The sequence below is a fragment of the Streptococcus oralis genome, assembly GCF_023110435.1.
Taxonomy (GTDB): domain Bacteria; phylum Bacillota; class Bacilli; order Lactobacillales; family Streptococcaceae; genus Streptococcus; species Streptococcus oralis_CF.
In genome coordinates this window covers 13,186-33,820 of sequence record NZ_JALDWB010000008.1, presented here as the reverse complement: position 1 = coordinate 33,820, position 20,635 = coordinate 13,186, and the positions used below count along the sequence as shown (strand labels likewise).

Below are 20,635 nucleotides of genomic sequence, written 5' to 3'. Positions count from 1 at the left end.
GAACTCATCAACTCTGCTTGGTGAGTTTTTTCTAGTTTGACAGTCTATTGAAATAGGATTATAATCAAGCTGTATCAGTTTTTAGGAGGTTTGGATGTACGTTAGATTGGAAAATAAGGAATCTCATAAAGCGCAAGAAATAGGGAATCTGATTCGCACTTATAATCGTTCCAAAAGAGAAGAGGCTGCAAGTGAGCCACTGAATCTTTATCTCGAAGACGAAAAGGGCAATCTTATGGCAGGCTTAGTAGCTGAGACTTTCGGAAATTGGTTGGAAATTGAGTATTTGTTTGTAACAGAGGAACTGCGAGGGCAAGGAATCGGTTCAAAACTATTGCAACAGGCAGAAAATGAAGCTAAGAATCGAAACTGTCGTTTTGCTTTCGTCAATACTTACCAGTTTCAAGCGCCAGATTTTTATAAAGGGCATGGCTACAAGGAAGTCTTTACCTTGCAAGACTATCCCTACACAGGGAAAAGATTTTATTACCAAAAGGATTTGTAAGCTGAATATGAAAGTATAAAGCAAAGAGGGATTTTTCACATCACTATGGAGGTGGGCTAATGGACATAATATTAGATATGGGCAACGTTTTATTAGAATGGAACAAGGATAAGATTTTGCAAGGTGTTTCGGAGATAAAGAAAGATTATCTGATTTTAGATAAGACTATTTTTCAGTCGGGGCTTTGGGAGAGATTAGATCTTGGTACCATGACGAGAGAAGAATTAGTGCTTAAAGTTGTGTCCATGATTGGAAGGACCTATCAAAAGAAGGTCGAAGAAGTTATCTGGAACTGGCCTAGCTACATTGACATTTATACGGAAGTCTTTCCTGTCTTGTCAGAACTAAAGAAAAAGGGGCATCGCATCTTTGTCTTGTCCAATACCTCAAAGGTATTTTATGACTTGCTGGAAGAGCAGCTATCTCCCATAAAAGAACTTTTAGATGGCTTTATCCTATCTTGTGATATAAAAGCTATAAAGCCTGATTTGGCAATGTTTAAGGAGATTCTCGACAAATACCAGTTAGATCCTACAAATTGTGTCTTTCTAGATGATATTGAGGACAATACAAACGCAGCCCAGAAATTGGGCATCAAGGCCTATCAGGTCAAGAAAAGAAGTGATGTCGTCGATATTTTGAAATCCTATATTTAAAGGCAACACTCTCTATTTTTGTGGTAGAGAGTTTTTTTGTTAATAAAATCTTACAAAATGACATTTATATATTGCATTAAGTTAGATATATGGTATAATGTTTTTAAAAGAAGCGTAACTTTTTAAAAATGTGAAGGAGGACGCTAGTGGCTAAAAATTTAAAATTAAAATTAGCTCGTGTGGAGCTTGACTTGACACAAGGGGATTTGGCAGAAGCTGTGGGTGTTACTAGGCAGACTATAGGCTTGATTGAAGCTGGGAAATACAATCCTAGTCTTTCCCTTTGCCAGTCCATTTGCAGATGCTTAGGCAAAACTTTAGATCAATTATTTTGGGAGGAAGAAGATGAAAAATAGAAAAAAACTTGTGATCAAAGATGAACGTACGGAAAAATTGGATGGAAAGATTTCAGGAGAAATTCTCTTGGGAATGTGCCTATTTTTGGCACTGGAAATTTTTGCCAAAGTTTATATTTTCAATTTAACGCTTTTGTCCTATTTGCCAGAATTACTTTTATTGATTGGAGTTGGTTTGTATGCCATTATTCGCCGCATGTATGTAGGAATTGATATTCGAGATATTGTTGAGAATACTGGAAAAGAAAGAATTTTATCTGCTTTGGGATTTTCTATAGTGGTTTTATTGATTGATATCGTAGGCAATCGCGAGGAACTGATCAGTCTATTGACTTGGAAGTACTCCCTAAAAGTGGTTCTAGCAGTTATCATCTATCTCGTTGGGAGTTATTCTATGGATAGAGTTATCCTATACTTGAATCGCAGAAATCAGCAAGTTTGGGAGGAAGAAGATGAAAAATAGATTTTTTTATTATCAATTACTAGACGAAAGAGAAGAACAACTGATGAATAAAGCGGGGGCTGAAAGTTTCTATATCTCTATAGCTTTCTTGCTTTTATCTTATATGATTACAGTATTAGCACCAAGTCTTTTTAATCCGAGAATGATTCTCATCATTATCATTATTGGAACTTCTTACTTTTTCGGCCGTGCTCGAGATTTGGGTGTGAACTACTATAGTCGTTTTCATTTTACAATTATAGGGTGTTTGCTGGTAACTCTCGCTATTACGACTCTTTTGATGTTGCAGAATTATCAATTCAATATCGAAATTTATCAGCACAATCCTCTGAACTTTAAATACTTGTCTGCTTGGGTCATTACTTATCTGATTTACCTTCCTTGGGTTTTTATCGGCAATCTCGGGCTTAAAAGTTATGGCGAATGGGCTCAAAAAAAGTTCGAGCAAGATATGGATGAACTGGAGAACGGAGAATAGCTTGTTAGTTTTTTATCAATCTCGGTAAAATGTGTTATAATAGTACTAATTTATCGGATGGTGTGAAAGTGGTAGAATATGTTCATACCTTTGTAAAGTAGGAAGAAGGAAAACAGATGTATCCAGATGATAGTTTGACATTGCACACGGACTTGTACCAGATTAACATGATGCAAGTTTACTTTGACCAAGGAATTCACAATAAGAAGGCGGTTTTTGAGGTTTACTTCCGCCAGCAACCGTTTAATAACGGCTATGCGGTTTTTGCTGGTTTGGAAAGAATTGTACATTATCTTGAAGACTTACGCTTTTCAGATAGCGATATTGCCTACTTGGAGACGCTTGGGTATCATGGAGAATTCTTGGATTACCTACGAAATCTCAATTTAGAACTAACGGTTCGTTCTGCTCAGGAAGGGGACTTGGTTTTTGCTAATGAGCCGATTGTGCAGGTTGAAGGACCTCTAGCCCAATGTCAATTGGTCGAAACGGCTCTCTTAAACATCGTTAACTTTCAAACCTTGATAGCGACCAAGGCAGCACGTATTCGTTCAGTCATTGAAGATGAGCCTTTGATGGAATTCGGGACACGTCGTGCGCAAGAAATGGATGCAGCTATCTGGGGAACACGCGCAGCCGTGATTGGTGGCGCCAATGGAACCAGTAACGTGCGTGCTGGTAAACTCTTTGATATTCCTGTCTTGGGGACTCATGCCCATGCCTTGGTACAAGTTTATGGAAACGACTATGAAGCTTTCAAGGCTTATGCGGCGACCCATCGTGACTGTGTCTTTCTAGTAGATACTTATGACACGTTGCGAATCGGTGTGCCAGCTGCCATTCAGGTAGCGCGTGAGTTGGGAGACAAGATTAACTTTAAGGGCGTTCGTATCGACTCTGGGGATATTGCCTACATTTCCAAGAAAGTCCGTCAGCAACTGGACGAGGCTGGCTTTACAGAGGCTAAGATTTATGCTTCCAATGACCTTGATGAAAATACTATCCTCAATCTCAAGATGCAAAAGGCCAAGATTGATGTCTGGGGTGTGGGAACCAAGCTGATTACAGCCTATGATCAGCCAGCTCTTGGGGCAGTTTATAAGATTGTGGCTATTGAAGATGAAAATGGCCAGATGCGCAATACCATCAAATTGTCCAATAATGCTGAAAAAGTGTCTACGCCAGGTAAGAAGCAGGTATGGCGCATTACCAGTCGTGAAAAAGGCAAGTCAGAGGGTGACTACATTACCTATGATGGCGTAGATGTTGCTAGCATGACAGAAATCAAGATGTTCCATCCAACTTATACCTATATCAAAAAGACCGTTCGAAATTTTGATGCCGTTCCTCTCTTGGTGGATATTTTCAAAGCAGGAACATTAGTTTACAGCTTGCCTAGTTTGACTGACATCCAGGCCTATGCTCGTAAGGAATTTGACAAGCTATGGGATGAATACAAACGCGTGCTCAATCCGCAACACTATCCAGTAGACTTGGCGCGTGATATTTGGCAAGATAAGATGGACTTGATTGATAAGATGCGCAAGGAAGCTCTTGGCGAAGGAGAAGAAGAATGAGTTTGCAAGAGACCATTATCCAGCAACTAGGTGTCAAGCCAGTGATTGACGCCCAGGAAGAAATTCGTCGTTCGGTTGATTTCTTAAAGAGATACTTAAAAAAACACCCCTTCCTTAAAACCTTTGTACTAGGGATTTCTGGAGGACAAGACTCAACCTTAGCAGGGCGTTTGGCGCAATTAACTATGGAAGAAATGCGAGCAGAGACAGGAGATGACAACTACCAATTTATCGCTGTCCGCCTGCCATATGGAGTGCAAGCTGATGAAGCAGATGCTCAAAAAGCCCTCGCTTTCATCCAGCCGGATGTCAGCTTGGTTGTGAATATCAAGGAATCAGCTGACGCTATGACAGCAGCAGTTGAAGCGACAGGAAGCTCTGTTTCAGACTTTAATAAGGGAAATATCAAGGCTCGTAGTCGCATGATTGCTCAATATGCGCTTGCAGGGGCACATAGTGGTGCGGTTATGGGAACAGACCATGCTGCGGAAAATATCACAGGTTTCTTTACCAAGTTTGGTGACGGTGGTGCAGACATTCTCCCTCTTTACCGCCTCAATAAACGTCAAGGAAAACAACTCTTGAAGGAACTTGGTGCAGACTCCGCCCTTTATGAAAAAATTCCAACAGCAGATTTGGAAGAAGAAAAACCAGGTATTGCAGACGAAGTAGCCTTGGGAGTCACTTACAATGAAATTGATGATTACCTCGAAGGCAAACAAGTCAGCCCAGAAGCCCAAGCGATTATTGAAAACTGGTGGCACAAAGGCCAACACAAACGCCACCTACCAATCACCGTTTTTGATGACTTTTGGGAGTAAAAAGGTCCTGTGGACCTTTTTACCCTGAGCCTAGAAATGAGAAAGCGAGGAAGGTCCTGTGGACCTTTTTAGCCCGAGTCTAGAAACGGGAAAACGAGGCAGATTCGGTAACTCGTAGAGTTCGATTTTCCTTGTCTCACCCCCGCAACGATGACTAGGTTTGAAAAAGCTTGGTAAAGCGCATTTCAAACCAGACAGCGACTGCGTCAAGTAACTAGATGAAAAACTTATTTTCTAGCTGTTACTGAGTATAGTCTTTTTACCCCGAGTCTAGAAATGAGAAAGCGAGGAAGGCCCGAGGAACCTTTTTAGCTTCTTGCCTAGAAACTGGGAAGCAAGAATAACCTCCAGTGGAGGTTTTTACCCTGAGCCTAGAAATGAGAAAGCGAAGAAGGTCCGGGAGATCTTTTTAGCTTGAGCCTTAAGCTTAGAAAGCGAGGTAACATTATGAAAGCAATCGGTACGCAAATGTTACAGACAGAACGTTTGATTTTAAGAAGATTTGTGGAGAGTGATGCGGAAGCCATGTTTCAAAATTGGGCTTCATCTGCTGAGACTCTGACCTATGTCACCTGGGATCCTCATCCGAATGTTGACGTGACTCGAAACTCGATTCGAAATTGGGTTGCATCTTATACCAATCCCAACTATTACAAATGGGCCATTTGTCTCAAAGAAAAACCAGAGCAAGTGATAGGAGATATCAGCATCGTTGAGATGAATGAGGATGATTCTTGTTGTGAAATTGGCTATATTTTAGGTAAAACCTATTGGGGCCGTGGTATGATGACAGAGGCCTTGAAAGCTGTGTTAGACTTCTGTTTTACTCAAGCAGGATTTCAGAAAGTTAAAGCACGTTATGCCAGTCTCAACCCAGCTTCAGGCCGAGTCATGGAAAAGGCTGGAATGACCTATCTAAAAAACATTGCCAATGGGGTTGAGAGAAAAGACTACGTTGCGGACCTTATTTATTACCAGATTAAAAAGAACTAAGAAATGACCTGAGCTTCAAAATTTAACTTTTGAAGCTCAGGTCATTTTCTTCTGCTCTTTTATTTTAACTCATAAAGCCAGTCATCGCCGTCTTTATAGTAAAAGAATTCACTGAGATCCTCTTCTAGAAACACACGAAGCATATCAGACATATCATCGGTTGCAAGTTTTAGATGAGATAGATTGTCAAAATTCTCCCACCAGACTTTCCCTTCGTCTGAAGATTGGAGTTCACCAGTAAAGTGTTCTGTCTTGTAAAAAAGGACGACATACCGATAATCCTCGTCATCGTACCAGTCTTTGATACCACAAAGTTGAGGTTTGGATATGGTTAGTCCAGTTTCTTCCTTGACTTCTCTGATAACTGCATCGGTAAAAGATTCCCCACGCTCTACATGACCACCAGGAAAAGTGATGCCGGGCCAGTCGGGACTAACTCGATTTTGAACTAGAACTTTGTTTCCGTTTTTAATCATGCACATGTTGACAAATTCGACTAATTCTCGTCTGTTCATATTGTTTTTCCTATTTTGTTAGTAACTTTTCCACGACGTTTAACTTTCGCATGGTCAAATCCACGCCAAAAAGTTTTTCAAGATAGTTGGTATTGAGCTTTTTTCGTTTTGCAGTTCTAGGGAGATAGAGGTAGAGACAGTGATCGCCTACACAAATTTCTTCCTCACCGTAGTCAGCTTTCAAATTTTCTAATGGCAGACTTTGGATAAATCCTTGATAAAGGATCACATGCACACGATCATGAAGATAGTCTTCTCTAAATGAGTTCTCTTGAACAATCTTTTCAAAATCGTCCTTATTCTTGATAACCATTTTTAAGTCAGCTCCAATTTTTTCCTTTATTAGAGTATGAATGCGTTCTCGTATTTCTTCTAAATCTAAGTCACTTTCAAGAATGATATTCCCACTTTGAATATAGGTTCGAACGTGTTGAAAACCAGCTTCTGTCAAAATATTTACCAAATAAGACATTTTTGGGATAGCATTTTTTCCATTGGGAGTAACGCCTCTTAGTAAAATAATATGTTCCAAAGGACTTCCTTTCTTATTTGGTATTTATTGGATTTGAGCCTGCCACCCAGCCGGTACAGAGGGCAGAAGTGATGTTAAACCCACCCGTGTGGGCATTGATATCCAGTACCTCGCCAGCAAAGTGGAGCCCAGAGACTAGCTTACTTTCAAGGGTTTTAGGATTGATTTCCTTAAGACTGACGCCTCCTTTGGTAACGAAGGACTTAGCCAGAGACATTTTGTCAGTGACAGGGATTTTGAGGGCCTTGATGGACTGGAGAAGTTGTTCCCGTTCTTTCTCAGTCAGCTGTTTGACTTTGTCAGGATAGCCTTGCACCAAAAATTCTGCCAAACGTTCTGGAAGCAAAGTTTTTAAAGCATTTTTCAAGGATTTTTCCCGATTTTCTTCTAGAAATGCAGCTAAGTCCTTCTCAGAAAGTTGAGGCAAGACATCCAGTGAGAGGATCTCACCACCCTTGACAAAGCTGGACATGCGTAGGACAGCAGGGCCAGATAAACCAAAGTGGGTAAAGAGCAAATCATGAGTGATGACATACTTGCCATAGCTTAGGGTCACATCGTCTAGTGAAATGCCCTGAAGCGCTTTGTGAGGGAAATCAGTCAGAAGCGGACTCTCGGCCGCCTCAAGCTCGGTAATGGTGTGCTTAAAATGGCGGGCGATCTCATGTCCAAATCCAGTTGAACCTGTAGAAGGATAGGATTTACCACCAGTTGTCACAATCAGTTTATCACAAGTGAAGGTTTGATCTGCGGACTTCAGGACAAACTGGTTATCCACCTTTTTAACCGAAACAATCTCTGTTTGAGTAGCGACTTGACCACCGAGTTCAGTGATTTTCTTCTCCAAAGCTTCAATAATGGTTCGAGACTTGTCGCTAGCAGGAAAGACGCGTCCGTGGTCCTCGACCTTAAGTTTGACTCCATTTTCCGTAAAAAAGTTGATGATATCATGGTTATCAAACTGGGAGAAGACACTGTAAAGAAAGCGCCCATTCCCAGGGATGCCAGCCAGTAGGTCGTCTAAACTCCCGTTGTTGGTTACGTTACAACGACCACCGCCTGTTCCAGCTAATTTTTTACCAAGTTTTCGATTTTTTTCGATGAGTAGAGTTTTCTGACCATAAAAGCTACTGGAAATCGTAGCCATCATGCCAGCAGGTCCACCACCGATGACAATAGTATCAAAATGTTTCATAGCTCTATTGTACCACAAAAAACAAGAGATGCTTGGCATCTCTTGTTGCTCATAATCTTAGTTGATTTCATATCCCATCAACAATCCGCCATCTTCTGCATAAAAACTGCAGAGACCAGATGTTGGAATGATTTTGATATTGGCTTGAGGGAATGTTTCCAGCAAGCGTTCTGACAATTGCTGACAGAATTTTTCATTACTGCGATGAGCCATGACGATACGACCACCAGCATAGCCAGCCTTGATGAGTTCCTCATAGGCTGCTTGAAGGGACTTTTTAGCACCACGAGCCTTTTGAAGAAGCTCTAGGGTTCCAGTTTCACTTGCTTCCCCAACCATACGGATGTTGAGAAGGCCAACAACTGCACCGATAAGCTTACTCAAACGACCATTTTTGACCAAGTTATCAACTTTAGCAAGAACAAAGAGCAACTTCGTTTTTTCTTGGTAGGCTGTAATAGCTTCAACAACTTCCTCATGAGAAAGTCCTTGGTCAATCAAGTCATTGATTTTTTCGACAATCAAGTCAACTTCCCCACCTGCAGATAAACTATCAATCACATGAATCTGAGTGTTAGGGTGTTCTTCAAGGTAGATATTTTTAGCGAGTTGTGCACTATTATGACTACCTGAAAGAGTACCAGTGATAGTAACGGCAAAAATATGTTTGGCACCTTCAAATGCACGCAAGTAATCATCAGGGCTAGGACAAGCTGATTTTGAAGCCTCAGAAGTCGCATACATGGTTTTCATCATGTGGTCAATGTCGAGATTGGCATCATCAATAAAGACCTGATCAGCTACTTGAATGGTTAAAGGAACACTAACAAATTCAGTATCAATAGCAGGAGTTGCCAGTTGACGATAATCACAACCAGAGTCAGCTACAATCTTCCAAGTCATAGAAATTCTCCATCTTTGTCACTTATACATTGACAAAGGTTCTGTCTTTTTTTACAATTATATCATGAAAGCCCTTGAAACAAAAGTACCACCTCTCTGTTGTCACAAGTAGAAAGAAATTGTTATGTCTGAACGTAAAATATCTGAAAAATCTCTTGAAAATCTCAGAAAATCAAATCAAGAATCCAATTTCTTGACCAGAGAAGCGATTGAGACTGCTCTTTTGCAACTTCTGGAAAAAAAAGACTTGGCTAAGATTAGTATTTCAGAGTTGGTCAAGCGGGCGGGTGTCTCACGCGCTGCCTTTTATCGCAATTATGATTCTAAAGAAGCAATTTTAGAAAGTGTTTTTAAACGCAGTGTTCATAATATCATGGAACAATTGAGCCACTACGATGTCAGAACAGACCTTTATCTAGTCTGGGTTCACCTTTTTCGAGCAGCCAAGAAAGAAGCCAAGGTTATCCAACTTGCTCTGGACTACCACTTGGAAAAGATTTTTATCCAAGCCATGCAGGAATTTCTGGAAAAATACCACGGAAAATCAAAAGGTGTCAGCAGCTACCTTCATTCCTTTTGGAGTTCTGCCATCGTATCGGTTCTGCTCAAATGGATCAAGGATGGCATGAAGGTTCCAGCTGAAAAGATTGCAGATTTACGCTTGCCATTTTTCAAAAAATAGAGGACAAGGAGAAGACTTATGACAGAAAAAAGACTAGCTTGGGATGAGTACTTTGCAGCCCAGGCCTTACTGATTGCCAATCGTTCGACCTGTAAACGTGCCAAGGTGGGGGCTGTCCTAGTCAAGGACAATAAGGTGATTTCAACAGGCTACAATGGTTCCGTATCAGGAACGGAGCACTGCATCGACCACGAATGTCTTGTCATTGAAGGACACTGTGTCCGAACCCTTCACGCCGAGGTCAATGCCATCTTGCAAGGAGCCGAACGAGGGGTACCTAAGGGATTTACAGCTTATGTAACCCATTTCCCTTGTCTGAACTGCACCAAACAACTGCTACAAGTTGGCTGTAAGCGCGTAGTTTATATCAACCAGTACCGAATGGATGACTATGCCCAATACCTTTATCACGAAAAAGGTACCGAGTTAACCCATTTACCATTAGAGACTGTTCAGACAGCTCTCCAAGAGGCAGATTTGATTTAGAAATTAATAAAAATAGGTGGTTTATAAAGCTTTTTAAACCATTTTTTGATATAATAAGAAGAATAAATTGAAAGAAGGAATTCAGAAAATGGGAAAAATTGAAGTCATTAATCATCCACTTATTCAACACAAGTTGTCAATCTTGCGTCGTACAGACACTTCTACAAAAGCTTTTCGTGAGTTAGTAGATGAGATTGCAATGTTGATGGGATATGAAGTACTTCGTGATCTTCCACTTGAAGATGTGGAAATCGAAACACCAATCACAAAAACAGTTCAAAAACAATTAGCTGGTAAAAAATTGGCGATTGTCCCAATCTTGCGTGCAGGTATCGGGATGGTAGATGGGCTCTTGAGCTTGGTTCCAGCAGCAAAAGTTGGACATATCGGTATGTACCGTGATGAAGAAACCCTTCAACCAGTTGAATACTTGGTGAAATTGCCTGAGGATATTGACCAACGTCAAATCTTTGTAGTGGATCCAATGTTGGCAACAGGTGGTTCAGCTATCTTGGCTGTTGACTCCCTTAAAAAACGTGGGGCATCAAACATTAAGTTTGTCTGTCTGGTAGCTGCTCCAGAAGGAGTGAAAGCTCTTCAAGCAGCTCACCCAGACGTAGAAATCTTTACAGCAGCTCTGGACGAGCACTTGAATGAACATGGCTATATTGTTCCAGGTCTCGGAGATGCTGGAGACCGCTTGTTCGGTACCAAATAAGACTCAGATGGAGTTTTAAAGATGAAATTGGAGGATGTTTCTAATTTCGCAAGGAGGTTGAATTTTTGGTTCTGTCGATAGTATAGAGCAAAAATTTGACCTTTTTTGACCAAAAAGATATAATAGTTCTGTAGTGAGTCGTAAGACTAAGAAAATTCAACATTAAAAGGAGAAATGAATGATTCCTGTAGTTATTGAACAAACAAGCCGTGGAGAACGTTCCTATGATATTTACTCTCGTCTTCTGAAAGACCGCATCATCATGCTAACAGGTCCAGTTGAAGACAACATGGCCAACTCCGTTATCGCCCAATTACTCTTCTTGGATGCCCAAGACAGCACAAAAGATATTTACCTTTATGTCAATACACCTGGAGGTTCTGTGTCAGCTGGTTTGGCAATCGTTGATACCATGAACTTTATCAAGGCAGATGTCCAAACAATCGTTATGGGGATGGCTGCATCTATGGGGACTGTCATTGCATCAAGTGGAGCAAAAGGCAAACGCTTTATGCTACCAAATGCTGAATACATGATTCACCAACCAATGGGTGGTACAGGTGGTGGTACTCAACAGACAGATATGGCAATCGCTGCAGAGCACTTGCTTAAAACTCGTAAGACTTTGGAGCAAATCCTTGCGACTAACTCAGGTAAATCAGTTGAGCAAATTCATGCAGATGCGGAACGTGATTACTGGATGAGTGCCCAAGAAACACTTGAATATGGCTTTATTGATGAAATCATGGCTAACAATTCTTTGAGCTAATAAAGCTAAAAAGCAAACTCGACGGAGTTTGCTTTTTTTGATATAATAGGAGAAGATTTCTTAGAAAGAGGATTCATCATGTTTGAAAAGGTCAATCGTTCAGGATTAATCATCTATCTTTACTATAATCGAGATGCAAAAAAACTTCAGGAATACGGTGACATCTGTTACCATTCTAAGAAGCATCGTTACTTGCAGCTCTATGTTCCAACTGAGGAGCTAGATGACTTAGTTGAGAGATTAGGTAAGGAAAGATTTATCAAAAAAATAAGACGTTGCCACATTCAAGAGTTAGAAACTCCCTTTGTTGGCAATCTCTATCGCACTGAGGAAAACGTTATCATTTAAAAAATGAGATAAATGTGTTGACAATTTTCTGATAATTCGGTATATTCTTAACATACTATTTTTGAAACAACTATAAGGAGATTAAAAATGAAGAAAAAATTTGCCCTATCTTTTGTGGCTCTTGCTAGCGTAGCTCTCCTCGCTGCTTGTGGAGAGGTCAAGTCAGGAGCGTCAAATACAACTGGTAACCCAGTAGACGAAAAGACTATCAAAATCGGTTTTAACTTTGAAGAAACAGGTGCTGTAGCTGCCTATGGTACTTCTGAACAAAAAGGTGCCCAACTTGCTGTTGATGAAATCAATGCTGCAGGTGGTATCGATGGAAAACAAATCGAAGTTGTAGACAAAGACAACAAATCTGAAACTGCTGAGGCAGCCTCTGTTACAACTAACCTAGTGACCCAATCAAAAGTTGCAGCTATCGTAGGACCTGCGACATCTGGTGCAACTGCCGCAGCTGTAGCAAATGCTACTCAAGCAGGAGTGCCATTGATTTCACCAAGTGCGACTCAAGACGGTTTGACCAAAGGTCAAGAATATCTATTTATCGGAACTTTCCAAGATAGCTTCCAAGGGAAGATTATTTCAAACTATGTGACAAACAAATTGAACGCTAAGAAGGTTGTTCTATATACTGACAATGCAAGTGACTATGCTAAAGGTATTGCTAAATCTTTCCGCGAAGCCTACAAAGGTGAAATTGTTGCAGACGAAACTTTTGTGGCAGGTGATACAGATTTCCAAGCAGCCCTTACTAAAATGAAAGGGAAAGAGTTTGACGCTATCGTTGTTCCAGGTTATTACACAGAAGCAGGTAAAATCGTAAACCAAGCGCGTGGTATGGGAATTGATAAACCTATCGTTGGTGGTGACGGCTTTAACGGTGAAGAATTTGTTCAACAAGCAACTGCTGAAAGAGCATCAAACATTTACTTCATCTCAGGATTCTCAACTACAGTTGATGTTTCTGCAAAAGCTAAAGCTTTCCTTGAAGCCTACCGTGCAAAATACAACGAAGAACCTTCAACATTCTCAGCTTTGGCCTATGACTCAGTTTATCTAGTAGCCAATGCTGCAAAAGGTGCTAAAAACTCAGGTGAAATCAAGGACAACCTTGCTAAAACCAAAGACTTTGATGGTGTGACTGGTCAAACGAGCTTTGATGCAGATCACAACACAGTGAAAACGGCTTACATGATGACCATGAATAATGGTAAAGTGGAAGCAGCAGAAGTTGTAAAACCATAACATTAGAATAGTAGTTGAAATAGGGAATGAGCCTTTGACTCACTCCCTGTTTCGGTGTTTATGAACTTGTGAAAATTGAGAAATTTTCTAAAAAATAACGATAGAAAAGAGTGAATGCTATGCTCCAACAACTTGTGAATGGTTTAATTCTGGGTAGTGTTTATGCACTTTTGGCCCTGGGTTATACCATGGTTTATGGAATTATCAAACTCATCAACTTCGCCCACGGTGATATTTATATGATGGGAGCCTTTATTGGTTACTTTTTGATTAATTCTTTCCAAATGGATTTCTTTTTAGCTTTAATTATTTCAATGGCAGGGACCGCACTACTTGGTGTCGTGATTGAATTTCTTGCCTACCGTCCTTTGCGACACTCTACACGTATTGCTGTATTGATTACTGCTATCGGAGTGTCTTTCCTACTGGAATACGGGATGGTTTATCTAGTAGGCGCCAATACTCGTGCCTTCCCTCAGGCCATTCAAACAGTTCGCTATGATTTAGGACCAATCAGCTTGACAAATGTTCAGTTAATGATTTTAGCAGTTTCCTTACTCCTGATGATTTTGTTGCAATTGATTGTCCAAAAAACAAAAATGGGGAAAGCCATGCGTGCTGTATCAGTTGATAGTGACGCAGCTCAATTGATGGGAATCAACGTAAACCGTACTATCAGTTTTACTTTTGCTTTGGGTTCAGCCCTTGCTGGAGCAGCAGGTGTCCTAATCGCCCTTTACTACAACTCTCTTGAACCTTTGATGGGTGTTACTCCAGGTCTAAAATCATTCGTTGCGGCCGTTCTTGGTGGTATCGGGATTATTCCTGGTGCAGCTCTAGGGGGATTTGTGATTGGCTTGTTGGAAACTTTTGCTACTGCCTTCGGTATGTCTGATTTCCGTGATGCCATCGTTTATGGAATCTTGCTTTTGATTCTGATTGTTCGTCCTGCAGGTATCCTTGGTAAGAATGTGAAAGAGAAGGTGTAAACAATGAAGACAAATCTTAAAGTAAATATTCTCTGGTTATTCCTTCTGTTAGCGGGGTATGGATTGGTTAGCGTATTGGTTTCTGCTGGTGTTCTCAATCTATTCCATATCCAAATTTTAGAACAAATTGGGATTAATATCATCCTTGCAGTAGGTTTGAACTTAATTGTTGGTTTTTCAGGACAATTCTCACTTGGTCATGCAGGTTTTATGGCAATTGGGGCTTATGCAGCAGCGATTATTGGTTCAAAATCACCAACCTATGGTGCCTTCTTTGGAGCAATGGTCTTGGGTGCCTTGATTTCTGGTGCAGTTGCTTTGCTCGTTGGGATTCCAACACTCCGTTTGAAGGGTGACTATCTGGCTGTTGCGACACTAGGTGTTTCAGAAATCATCCGTATTTTTATCATTAATGGTGGAAGTTTGACAAACGGTGCTGCTGGTATCCTAGGTATTCCAAACTTTACCAACTGGCAAATGGTTTATCTATTTGTGGTGATCACAACTATTGCAACTCTCAACTTCTTACGTAGTCCAATTGGACGCTCTACTTTATCTGTTCGTGAGGATGAGATTGCTGCAGAGTCTGTTGGGGTAAACACTACAAAAATCAAGATTATCGCTTTTGTCTTTGGTGCCATTACAGCAAGTATTGCTGGTTCACTTCAGGCCGGTTTTATCGGATCTGTTGTGCCAAAAGATTACACCTTTATTAATTCCATCAACGTGTTGATTATCGTAGTATTTGGTGGACTTGGATCGATTACTGGTACCATTGTTTCAGCGATTGTTTTGGGAATTTTAAATATGCTCCTTCAAGATGTAGCTAGCGTGCGTATGATTATCTACGCTTTGGCTCTTGTATTGGTTATGATTTTCAGACCGGGTGGACTTCTTGGAACATGGGAATTAAGTCTATCACGTTTCTTTAAAAAATCTAAGAAGGAGGGACAAAACTAATGGCATTACTTGAAGTTAAACAGTTAACCAAACATTTTGGCGGTCTAACAGCTGTTGGAGATGTCACTCTTGAATTGAACGAGGGAGAATTGGTTGGTCTGATTGGACCAAACGGGGCTGGTAAAACAACTCTTTTCAATCTCTTGACGGGTGTTTATGAACCAAGTGAAGGTACGGTGACACTAGATGGTCACCTCCTAAATGGGAAAACTCCTTATAAGATTGCTTCGCTTGGACTCAGTCGTACTTTCCAAAATATTCGTTTGTTCAAGGATCTGACAGTTTTAGACAATGTTCTCATCGCTTTTGGAAATCATCATAAACAACATGTCCTTGCGAGCTTTCTACGCCTACCAGCTTTTTATAAGAATGAGGAAGAATTAAAAAGCAAAGCTTTGGACTTGCTGAAGATCTTTGATTTGGATGGCGATGCAGATACACTTGCTAAGAATCTGGCCTATGGCCAACAACGTCGATTAGAAATCGTTCGTGCTCTGGCAACTGAACCTAAGATCCTCTTTTTGGATGAACCTGCAGCTGGGATGAATCCACAAGAAACAGCTGAATTGACAGAATTGATTCGCCGTATCAAAGACGAATTTAAAATTACCATCATGCTCATCGAACACGATATGAACTTGGTTATGGAAGTTACTGAGCGTATCTATGTTCTTGAATATGGTCGTTTGATTGCTCATGGTACTCCGGATGAGATCAAGAACAACAAACGCGTTATCGAAGCTTATCTAGGAGGTGAAGCCTAATGTCTATGTTAAAAGTTGAAAACCTCTCTGTGCATTACGGTATGATCCAAGCAGTTCGTGATGTAAGTTTCGAGGTTAATGAAGGTGAAGTTGTTTCCTTGATTGGTGCCAATGGTGCTGGTAAAACAACTATTCTTCGCACCCTTTCAGGTTTGGTTCGTCCAAGTGCTGGTAAAATTCAATTTTTAGGAAAAGAAATTCAAAAGATGCCAGCGCAAAAAATCGTGGCAGGTGGCCTTTCACAAGTTCCTGAAGGACGCCATGTTTTTCCAGGATTGACTGTTATGGAAAACTTAGAAATGGGAGCCTTTTTAAAGAAAAATCGTGAAGAAAATCAAGCCAACTTGAAAAAAGTTTTCTCACGTTTCCCGCGTCTGGAAGAACGCAAAAACCAAGATGCGGCAACTCTTTCAGGTGGTGAACAGCAGATGCTGGCTATGGGACGCGCGCTCATGTCAACACCTAAGCTCCTTCTCTTGGATGAGCCGTCAATGGGACTTGCCCCGATCTTTATCCAAGAAATTTTTGATATCATCCAAGATATTCAGAAGCAAGGAACAACGGTTCTCCTAATTGAACAGAACGCTAACAAGGCCCTTGCTATCTCTGACCGAGGTTATGTACTTGAAACAGGAAAGATTGTCCTATCAGGAACAGGAAAAGGACTCGCCTCATCAGAAGAAGTCAGAAAAGCATATCTAGGTGGCTAAAAAGGTCCGGGGGACCTTTTTAGTCGGCAGATAAGGATTGCACAAGCAATTCTCCTCTAGTCTGGGAGACTAGTTTAGGTTGCAGATGGAGATTGCGCAAGCAATCATCCAATCCAGTGGATTGTTTTAGTCGGTGGATGAGAGTTGCGCAGCAATTCCCCTATAGTCCGGGGGACCTTTTTAGTCGGCAGATAGAGATTGCGTAGCAATCATCAGATCCAGTGGATTGTTTTAGTCGGCGGATAAGGATTGCATAAGCAATCCTCCAATCCAGTGGATTATTTTATAGATGAATTTGAAGAGCTCCAAATTTGGGGTTCTTTTTTCGTTTGCTTACTATTTTGATAGGCCTGATTTGAGCCCCCGTTTTCTTAATATAGAATCTAACTTGACAAAAGCACGTGTTCATCATATAATTAAATAAACAAAAATATTGAACAAAGAGGTTGAAGATATGCTATCAGAAAAACAATTTAAACTTTTACGTTTTTTGTTGACCCACAAAGATGAAAACTTTACGCAGAGACAATTGGCTGAACAGCTAGACATCGCTTTGGGGACGGTAAATAATCTTCTCAAGGAATGTAAAGAAGAGAAGTGGATCAGTGAGGAAAATCACTTAACTGACTTAGGTGAGGAGGCTTTGGCTCCGTATCAGGTGAAGAATGCCATTATCATGGCTGCAGGTATGAGTAGCCGCTTTGCTCCTTTGTCTTATGAGCTACCTAAAGGATTGCTTCAAGTTAAAGGTGAGCGTTTGATTGAGAGAGAAATCAAGCAATTGCAAGAAGCTGGGATAGAGGACATTACAGTTATTGTAGGCTATCTGCAAGAAAAAATGTTCTATCTTGCTGAGAAGTTTGGCGTTAAAATCGTTGTAAATAATGATTACTACAAGTACAACAACTGTTCTTCTCTCATGCTAGTCAGAGATCAGCTTTCTAACACTTATATCTGCTCTTCGGATAATTATTTTGTAGAAAATCCGTTTGAGCGATACATTTACAGAGGTTATTATTCGACTATATTTGCAGAAGGAGACACAGACGAATACTGCTCTAAGGAAGACTCCAATCACACGATTATTGATATTCAAATCGGTGGGACGAATACTTGGGCTATGGTAGGGCATGTTTATTTTGATCGTGCATTTAGTGAAAAGTTCGTAGATATTTTAGAAACTGAATTTAAACATGAGCCGTATCGCGAACAGCTCTGGGAAGATTATTATAGTCGTCACGTCAAGGAACTTCCTTTGGAAGCTCGGCATTATTCAGCAGACATTGTTAAGGAGTTTGATTCACTAGATGAGTTGCGTCAGTTTGATGAACACTATTTGGTGAATACTAATTCGGAAATCATTGATAACATCTGTAAGACATTAGGATGTATAGCTTCAGATATTGTCAATATTAAACCCCTAAAAGACGGTTTAACCAACACTTCGTTTTCATTTGACTGCCTAGGGAAGAAATATGTTTACCGTCATCCAGGTAGAGGAACGGAGAATTATATCGATCGTGCTAGTGAAGCGGCTTCCATGGAAATTGCTGCAAAATTGAAGATTGACCGTACTTTTGTCGCTATGAACAAGGATGAGGGCTGGAAAATTTCAGAATTTATCCCTAACGCCAAGCAACTAGATTATGATAATTGGGATGATGTAGCAAAAGCAATGGAGCTCTTGAGACGCTTGCACCAATCTGGAGAAAAAACAGATCATTCCTTTAATCAATTTGAGGGAATTGATGATTTTAGACAAAAATTAAAGGCCAGCAATCGTTTTGAATTTGATGGACTTGAAGAGTTGGATAAGAATGTCTCAGTTCTCGAGAAGCTTTTACAAGAAGAACAAGCGAAAGAGGTTCTCTGCCATGGAGATTCTTATAGCCCAAATTTCTTGTTGAATGAAGCTGGAGAAATGAGCCTGATTGATTGGGAATATTCTGGTATGGGAGATCCAGCAGGAGATTTAGGAACCTTTATCGGGTGTTCAAATTATACAGTGGAAGAAGCTGAAAAGGTACTTGAAATCTATCTACAAGAAGTTCCAGATAAGAAAACCAAACGTCACTATTTTGCCTATGTATCAGTGACTTCGTATTATTGGTTTTTGTGGGCCCTGTTCCAAGAAAGCGTTGGAAAACCAGTAGGTGAATTTCTCTACATCTGGTATCGTTATACCAAACAGTATGGAAAACTTGCATTAGATTTATACTTAGAGGAGAATTGAGATGAAACCGACATCTGAAATTGAAGAATTAGTAGCAAATGAAACGAAAAGAAGGCTAGAAGAAATGGAATCACCAAACTATGTGTTTGCTCAGCCATTTCTAAAAAGTGATTTTACTATAGTCATCGTCTTAGTTCTAATTAACCTTATTCTGATTATCCTAGCCATGACAGGAGGTATTCAATAAAATGTCTAAGATGAATGACTTTATTCAACAGGAGACGATAACGGGAATTGTTCCCATGACCAACAAGGATCGTCAGTATTCTTTCTGGGATCTCTTTCTGTCGACAAGTGGCTTTGCCATTGCAACTTGGTGTTATACCCAAGGAGCTTATGTGGCTCAATATTTGACCTTTAATCAAATGTTGATTAATATTTTTAGCTTTAATATTATCTGGGTCTTTATTGAGTGTCTCCCAATTCTGTTTGCGGTTAAATATGGAATTGATTTGTGGATTTGGTTGAGGGCTGTCCTAGGAAAAAAAGGGGTGGCCTTGCTATCAACCATTATTAGCTTGGCTAACTTTGGCTGGTACGCCGTTGCGGCTAATCTTTTTGCTAATTCTATGATCCACTTGGGAAATAATTTTGGTCTTGGTTTGGACAAGGGAGTATGGGCACCGATTCTAGGCACCCTCTGTGTTCTCCTTGGAACGCTGATTGCCCTTGGAGGTCCAGAAGTGATCAAATGGACCAATCGCTTCTTGGTTATCGCCTTGTTGATTGTCGGTCTGATTATAGTTGGAATCTGTTTTGTAGCTGTGCCTATCACTGACATTATGAACATTCAACCAGCTACCCAAGGAGATTTGACGCCCTTGGAACGCTTCATGCTTTCTGGGGAAGGAAATGTTGCTTTTGCCTTCTCTTGGTCTACACAAGCATTGGTTTTACCGCGTTTGGCAAAATCAGAACGCAGTGGTTATTGGGCTACAGCCTTGTCATACGGAGTTGTTGCGCCATTCTTCGTTGCGACAGGTGGAGTCATGGCTCTAGCCATGTTTGTCAAAACAGGTGTTTATGAAAGTGATCCAACAACCATGCTATCAACTCTAAGCACACCAGCCTTTGCCCTCTTAAGTCTACTACTAGTAGCCTTTGCCAATATTGGAACCCAGGGGACAGGATCGTACGTGAACTGTATGATTGTCAAAAGCGGGATGCCAAAAGTAAGCTATAAACTAATGGTCTGGATTGCTATGATTTATGTAAGCCTACTCACCATCTGGGGAGGGGTAGAAGAGTACTTCGGTTCCTTCATCTCACTAGCCGCTTATATTCAAGGTCCCATTATCGGAATGATTGTTGTTGACTATTTTATCTTAAGAAAACGAAAACTCGACTTGCGTTCAGCTTATTTCCTTGAAGGACACGATGCTTACGAGTTTACCAAAGGATTTAACTTGGTTGGCTTGTCTTGCGTATTTATCTCCTTGTTGGTTGCAGTACTATTTGTTTATAACCCTGTAACAGCACAGATTCAAAGCCCAATCTTTTTAATCACAACGGGTAGTGGCTTTACTGCGATTTTTGGAGGTTTATTGTACTGGTTAGCTAGCTTAACTCCGTTAAAACGCTATATGATCAAGGATCGGGACTCTGTTACGATTTAAGGATAAATGAAAACCTTAATCTATATCTATTCGCTTCCTCTTTTTTGAAAGTTAACTTTACATTAGTAATTGGCATGATTCTAGTCAATCATGTTCTGATTATTTTAGCCATGACAGG

At 40.5% G+C, this 20,635-nt stretch carries 25 protein-coding genes; 21 read left to right on the top strand and 4 right to left on the bottom strand.

The annotated features are described in order from the left end of the window. Positions 1–94 precede the first annotated feature (94 nt). The 8 genes from M1F97_RS08730 to M1F97_RS08695 all read left to right on the top strand — a co-directional run bounded on the left by M1F97_RS08730 (position 95) and on the right by M1F97_RS08695 (position 5,849). Entirely contained in the window at positions 95–505 is a 411-nt protein-coding gene (locus tag M1F97_RS08730; RefSeq protein WP_169446629.1) for a GNAT family N-acetyltransferase, read from the top strand. 59 nt (positions 506–564) lie between these two features. Beyond that, on the top strand, positions 565–1,161 hold the full coding sequence (locus tag M1F97_RS08725; RefSeq protein ID WP_247944837.1) for an HAD family hydrolase: 597 nt from the start codon (positions 565–567) through the stop codon (positions 1,159–1,161). Positions 1,162–1,307: 146 nt separating this feature from the next. After that, on the top strand, positions 1,308–1,517 hold the full coding sequence (locus tag M1F97_RS08720) for a helix-turn-helix transcriptional regulator (protein ID WP_001107495.1): 210 nt from the start codon (positions 1,308–1,310) through the stop codon (positions 1,515–1,517). Beyond that, positions 1,507–1,980, top strand: coding sequence for a DUF6773 family protein (locus M1F97_RS08715; protein WP_247944836.1), 474 nt, complete (start codon positions 1,507–1,509; stop codon positions 1,978–1,980). The genes M1F97_RS08720 and M1F97_RS08715 overlap by 11 nt, the downstream gene beginning before the upstream one ends. Next, the gene (locus M1F97_RS08710) at positions 1,970–2,458 is read left to right on the top strand and encodes a DUF6773 family protein (RefSeq protein ID WP_169446631.1); all 489 of its coding nucleotides are present in this window, start codon (positions 1,970–1,972) and stop codon (positions 2,456–2,458) included. The genes M1F97_RS08715 and M1F97_RS08710 overlap by 11 nt, the downstream gene beginning before the upstream one ends. Before the next feature lie 116 nt (positions 2,459–2,574). Continuing rightward, positions 2,575–4,035, top strand: a complete 1,461-nt coding sequence (locus tag M1F97_RS08705; protein ID WP_169446632.1) for a nicotinate phosphoribosyltransferase — start codon at positions 2,575–2,577, stop codon at positions 4,033–4,035. Continuing rightward, on the top strand, positions 4,032–4,856 hold the full coding sequence (gene nadE / locus M1F97_RS08700; RefSeq protein WP_169446633.1) for an ammonia-dependent NAD(+) synthetase: 825 nt from the start codon (positions 4,032–4,034) through the stop codon (positions 4,854–4,856). The genes M1F97_RS08705 and nadE overlap by 4 nt, the downstream gene beginning before the upstream one ends. 447 nt (positions 4,857–5,303) lie before the next feature. Continuing rightward, entirely contained in the window at positions 5,304–5,849 is a 546-nt protein-coding gene (locus M1F97_RS08695; RefSeq protein WP_169446634.1) for a GNAT family N-acetyltransferase, read from the top strand. 59 nt (positions 5,850–5,908) lie between these two features. Here M1F97_RS08695 and M1F97_RS08690 read toward each other — a convergent pair whose 3' ends face one another. The 4 genes from M1F97_RS08690 to M1F97_RS08675 are packed head-to-tail and all read right to left on the bottom strand — an operon-like array spanning position 5,909 to position 8,994. Continuing rightward, a complete protein-coding gene (locus M1F97_RS08690; protein ID WP_247944835.1) occupies positions 5,909–6,364 on the bottom strand; it encodes an 8-oxo-dGTP diphosphatase in 456 nt (151 codons plus the stop codon). Positions 6,365–6,374: 10 nt separating this feature from the next. Continuing rightward, entirely contained in the window at positions 6,375–6,896 is a 522-nt protein-coding gene (locus M1F97_RS08685) for a DUF1697 domain-containing protein (RefSeq protein WP_084946890.1), read from the bottom strand. A gap of 13 nt (positions 6,897–6,909) precedes the next feature. Beyond that, a complete protein-coding gene (locus M1F97_RS08680) occupies positions 6,910–8,091 on the bottom strand; it encodes an NAD(P)/FAD-dependent oxidoreductase (protein WP_348771726.1) in 1,182 nt (393 codons plus the stop codon). 57 nt (positions 8,092–8,148) lie between these two features. Beyond that, positions 8,149–8,994, bottom strand: a complete 846-nt coding sequence (locus M1F97_RS08675) for a DegV family protein (RefSeq protein WP_247944833.1) — start codon at positions 8,992–8,994, stop codon at positions 8,149–8,151. 124 nt (positions 8,995–9,118) lie between these two features. On the opposite strand from M1F97_RS08675, the gene M1F97_RS08670 reads away from it, so the two are divergent. The 13 genes from M1F97_RS08670 (at position 9,119) to M1F97_RS08610 (ending at position 20,517) form a co-directional block, all read left to right on the top strand. Continuing rightward, positions 9,119–9,676, top strand: coding sequence for a TetR/AcrR family transcriptional regulator (locus M1F97_RS08670; protein WP_125415021.1), 558 nt, complete (start codon positions 9,119–9,121; stop codon positions 9,674–9,676). A gap of 18 nt (positions 9,677–9,694) precedes the next feature. Continuing rightward, positions 9,695–10,162 carry a deoxycytidylate deaminase gene (locus tag M1F97_RS08665; RefSeq protein ID WP_000136986.1) on the top strand — a complete coding sequence of 156 codons (468 nt, stop codon included), beginning with the start codon at positions 9,695–9,697 and terminating at the stop codon, positions 10,160–10,162. 88 nt (positions 10,163–10,250) lie between these two features. After that, positions 10,251–10,880: a uracil phosphoribosyltransferase gene (gene upp / locus M1F97_RS08660; protein ID WP_025169005.1), complete on the top strand. Its 630-nt coding sequence runs from the start codon at positions 10,251–10,253 to the stop codon at positions 10,878–10,880. A 178-nt stretch (positions 10,881–11,058) separates the two neighbouring features. Continuing rightward, positions 11,059–11,649, top strand: a complete 591-nt coding sequence (gene clpP / locus M1F97_RS08655) for an ATP-dependent Clp protease proteolytic subunit ClpP (RefSeq protein WP_000613470.1) — start codon at positions 11,059–11,061, stop codon at positions 11,647–11,649. A gap of 78 nt (positions 11,650–11,727) precedes the next feature. Continuing rightward, positions 11,728–11,997, top strand: a complete 270-nt coding sequence (locus M1F97_RS08650) for a YlbG family protein (RefSeq protein WP_093586633.1) — start codon at positions 11,728–11,730, stop codon at positions 11,995–11,997. 87 nt (positions 11,998–12,084) lie between these two features. Next, positions 12,085–13,245: an ABC transporter substrate-binding protein gene (locus tag M1F97_RS08645; RefSeq protein WP_235080312.1), complete on the top strand. Its 1,161-nt coding sequence runs from the start codon at positions 12,085–12,087 to the stop codon at positions 13,243–13,245. 119 nt (positions 13,246–13,364) lie between these two features. Further along, on the top strand, positions 13,365–14,234 hold the full coding sequence (locus M1F97_RS08640) for a branched-chain amino acid ABC transporter permease (RefSeq protein ID WP_247944832.1): 870 nt from the start codon (positions 13,365–13,367) through the stop codon (positions 14,232–14,234). 3 nt (positions 14,235–14,237) lie between these two features. Continuing rightward, positions 14,238–15,194: a branched-chain amino acid ABC transporter permease gene (locus tag M1F97_RS08635; RefSeq protein WP_000856265.1), complete on the top strand. Its 957-nt coding sequence runs from the start codon at positions 14,238–14,240 to the stop codon at positions 15,192–15,194. Further along, positions 15,194–15,958 (top strand): ABC transporter ATP-binding protein, encoded by a 765-nt coding sequence (locus M1F97_RS08630; protein ID WP_001186011.1) that lies wholly within the window; start codon positions 15,194–15,196, stop codon positions 15,956–15,958. Before M1F97_RS08635 ends, M1F97_RS08630 begins: the two co-directional genes overlap by 1 nt. Further along, positions 15,958–16,668: an ABC transporter ATP-binding protein gene (locus M1F97_RS08625; protein WP_247944831.1), complete on the top strand. Its 711-nt coding sequence runs from the start codon at positions 15,958–15,960 to the stop codon at positions 16,666–16,668. Before M1F97_RS08630 ends, M1F97_RS08625 begins: the two co-directional genes overlap by 1 nt. Positions 16,669–17,122: 454 nt before the next feature. Further along, positions 17,123–18,901: a phosphotransferase gene (locus M1F97_RS08620; RefSeq protein WP_084946909.1), complete on the top strand. Its 1,779-nt coding sequence runs from the start codon at positions 17,123–17,125 to the stop codon at positions 18,899–18,901. A 1-nt stretch (position 18,902) separates the two neighbouring features. Beyond that, positions 18,903–19,088: a hypothetical protein gene (locus M1F97_RS08615; protein WP_093586637.1), complete on the top strand. Its 186-nt coding sequence runs from the start codon at positions 18,903–18,905 to the stop codon at positions 19,086–19,088. 1 nt (position 19,089) lies between these two features. Beyond that, the gene (locus M1F97_RS08610) at positions 19,090–20,517 is read left to right on the top strand and encodes a cytosine permease (protein ID WP_132972506.1); all 1,428 of its coding nucleotides are present in this window, start codon (positions 19,090–19,092) and stop codon (positions 20,515–20,517) included. The last annotated feature ends 118 nt before the right edge of the window (positions 20,518–20,635 follow it).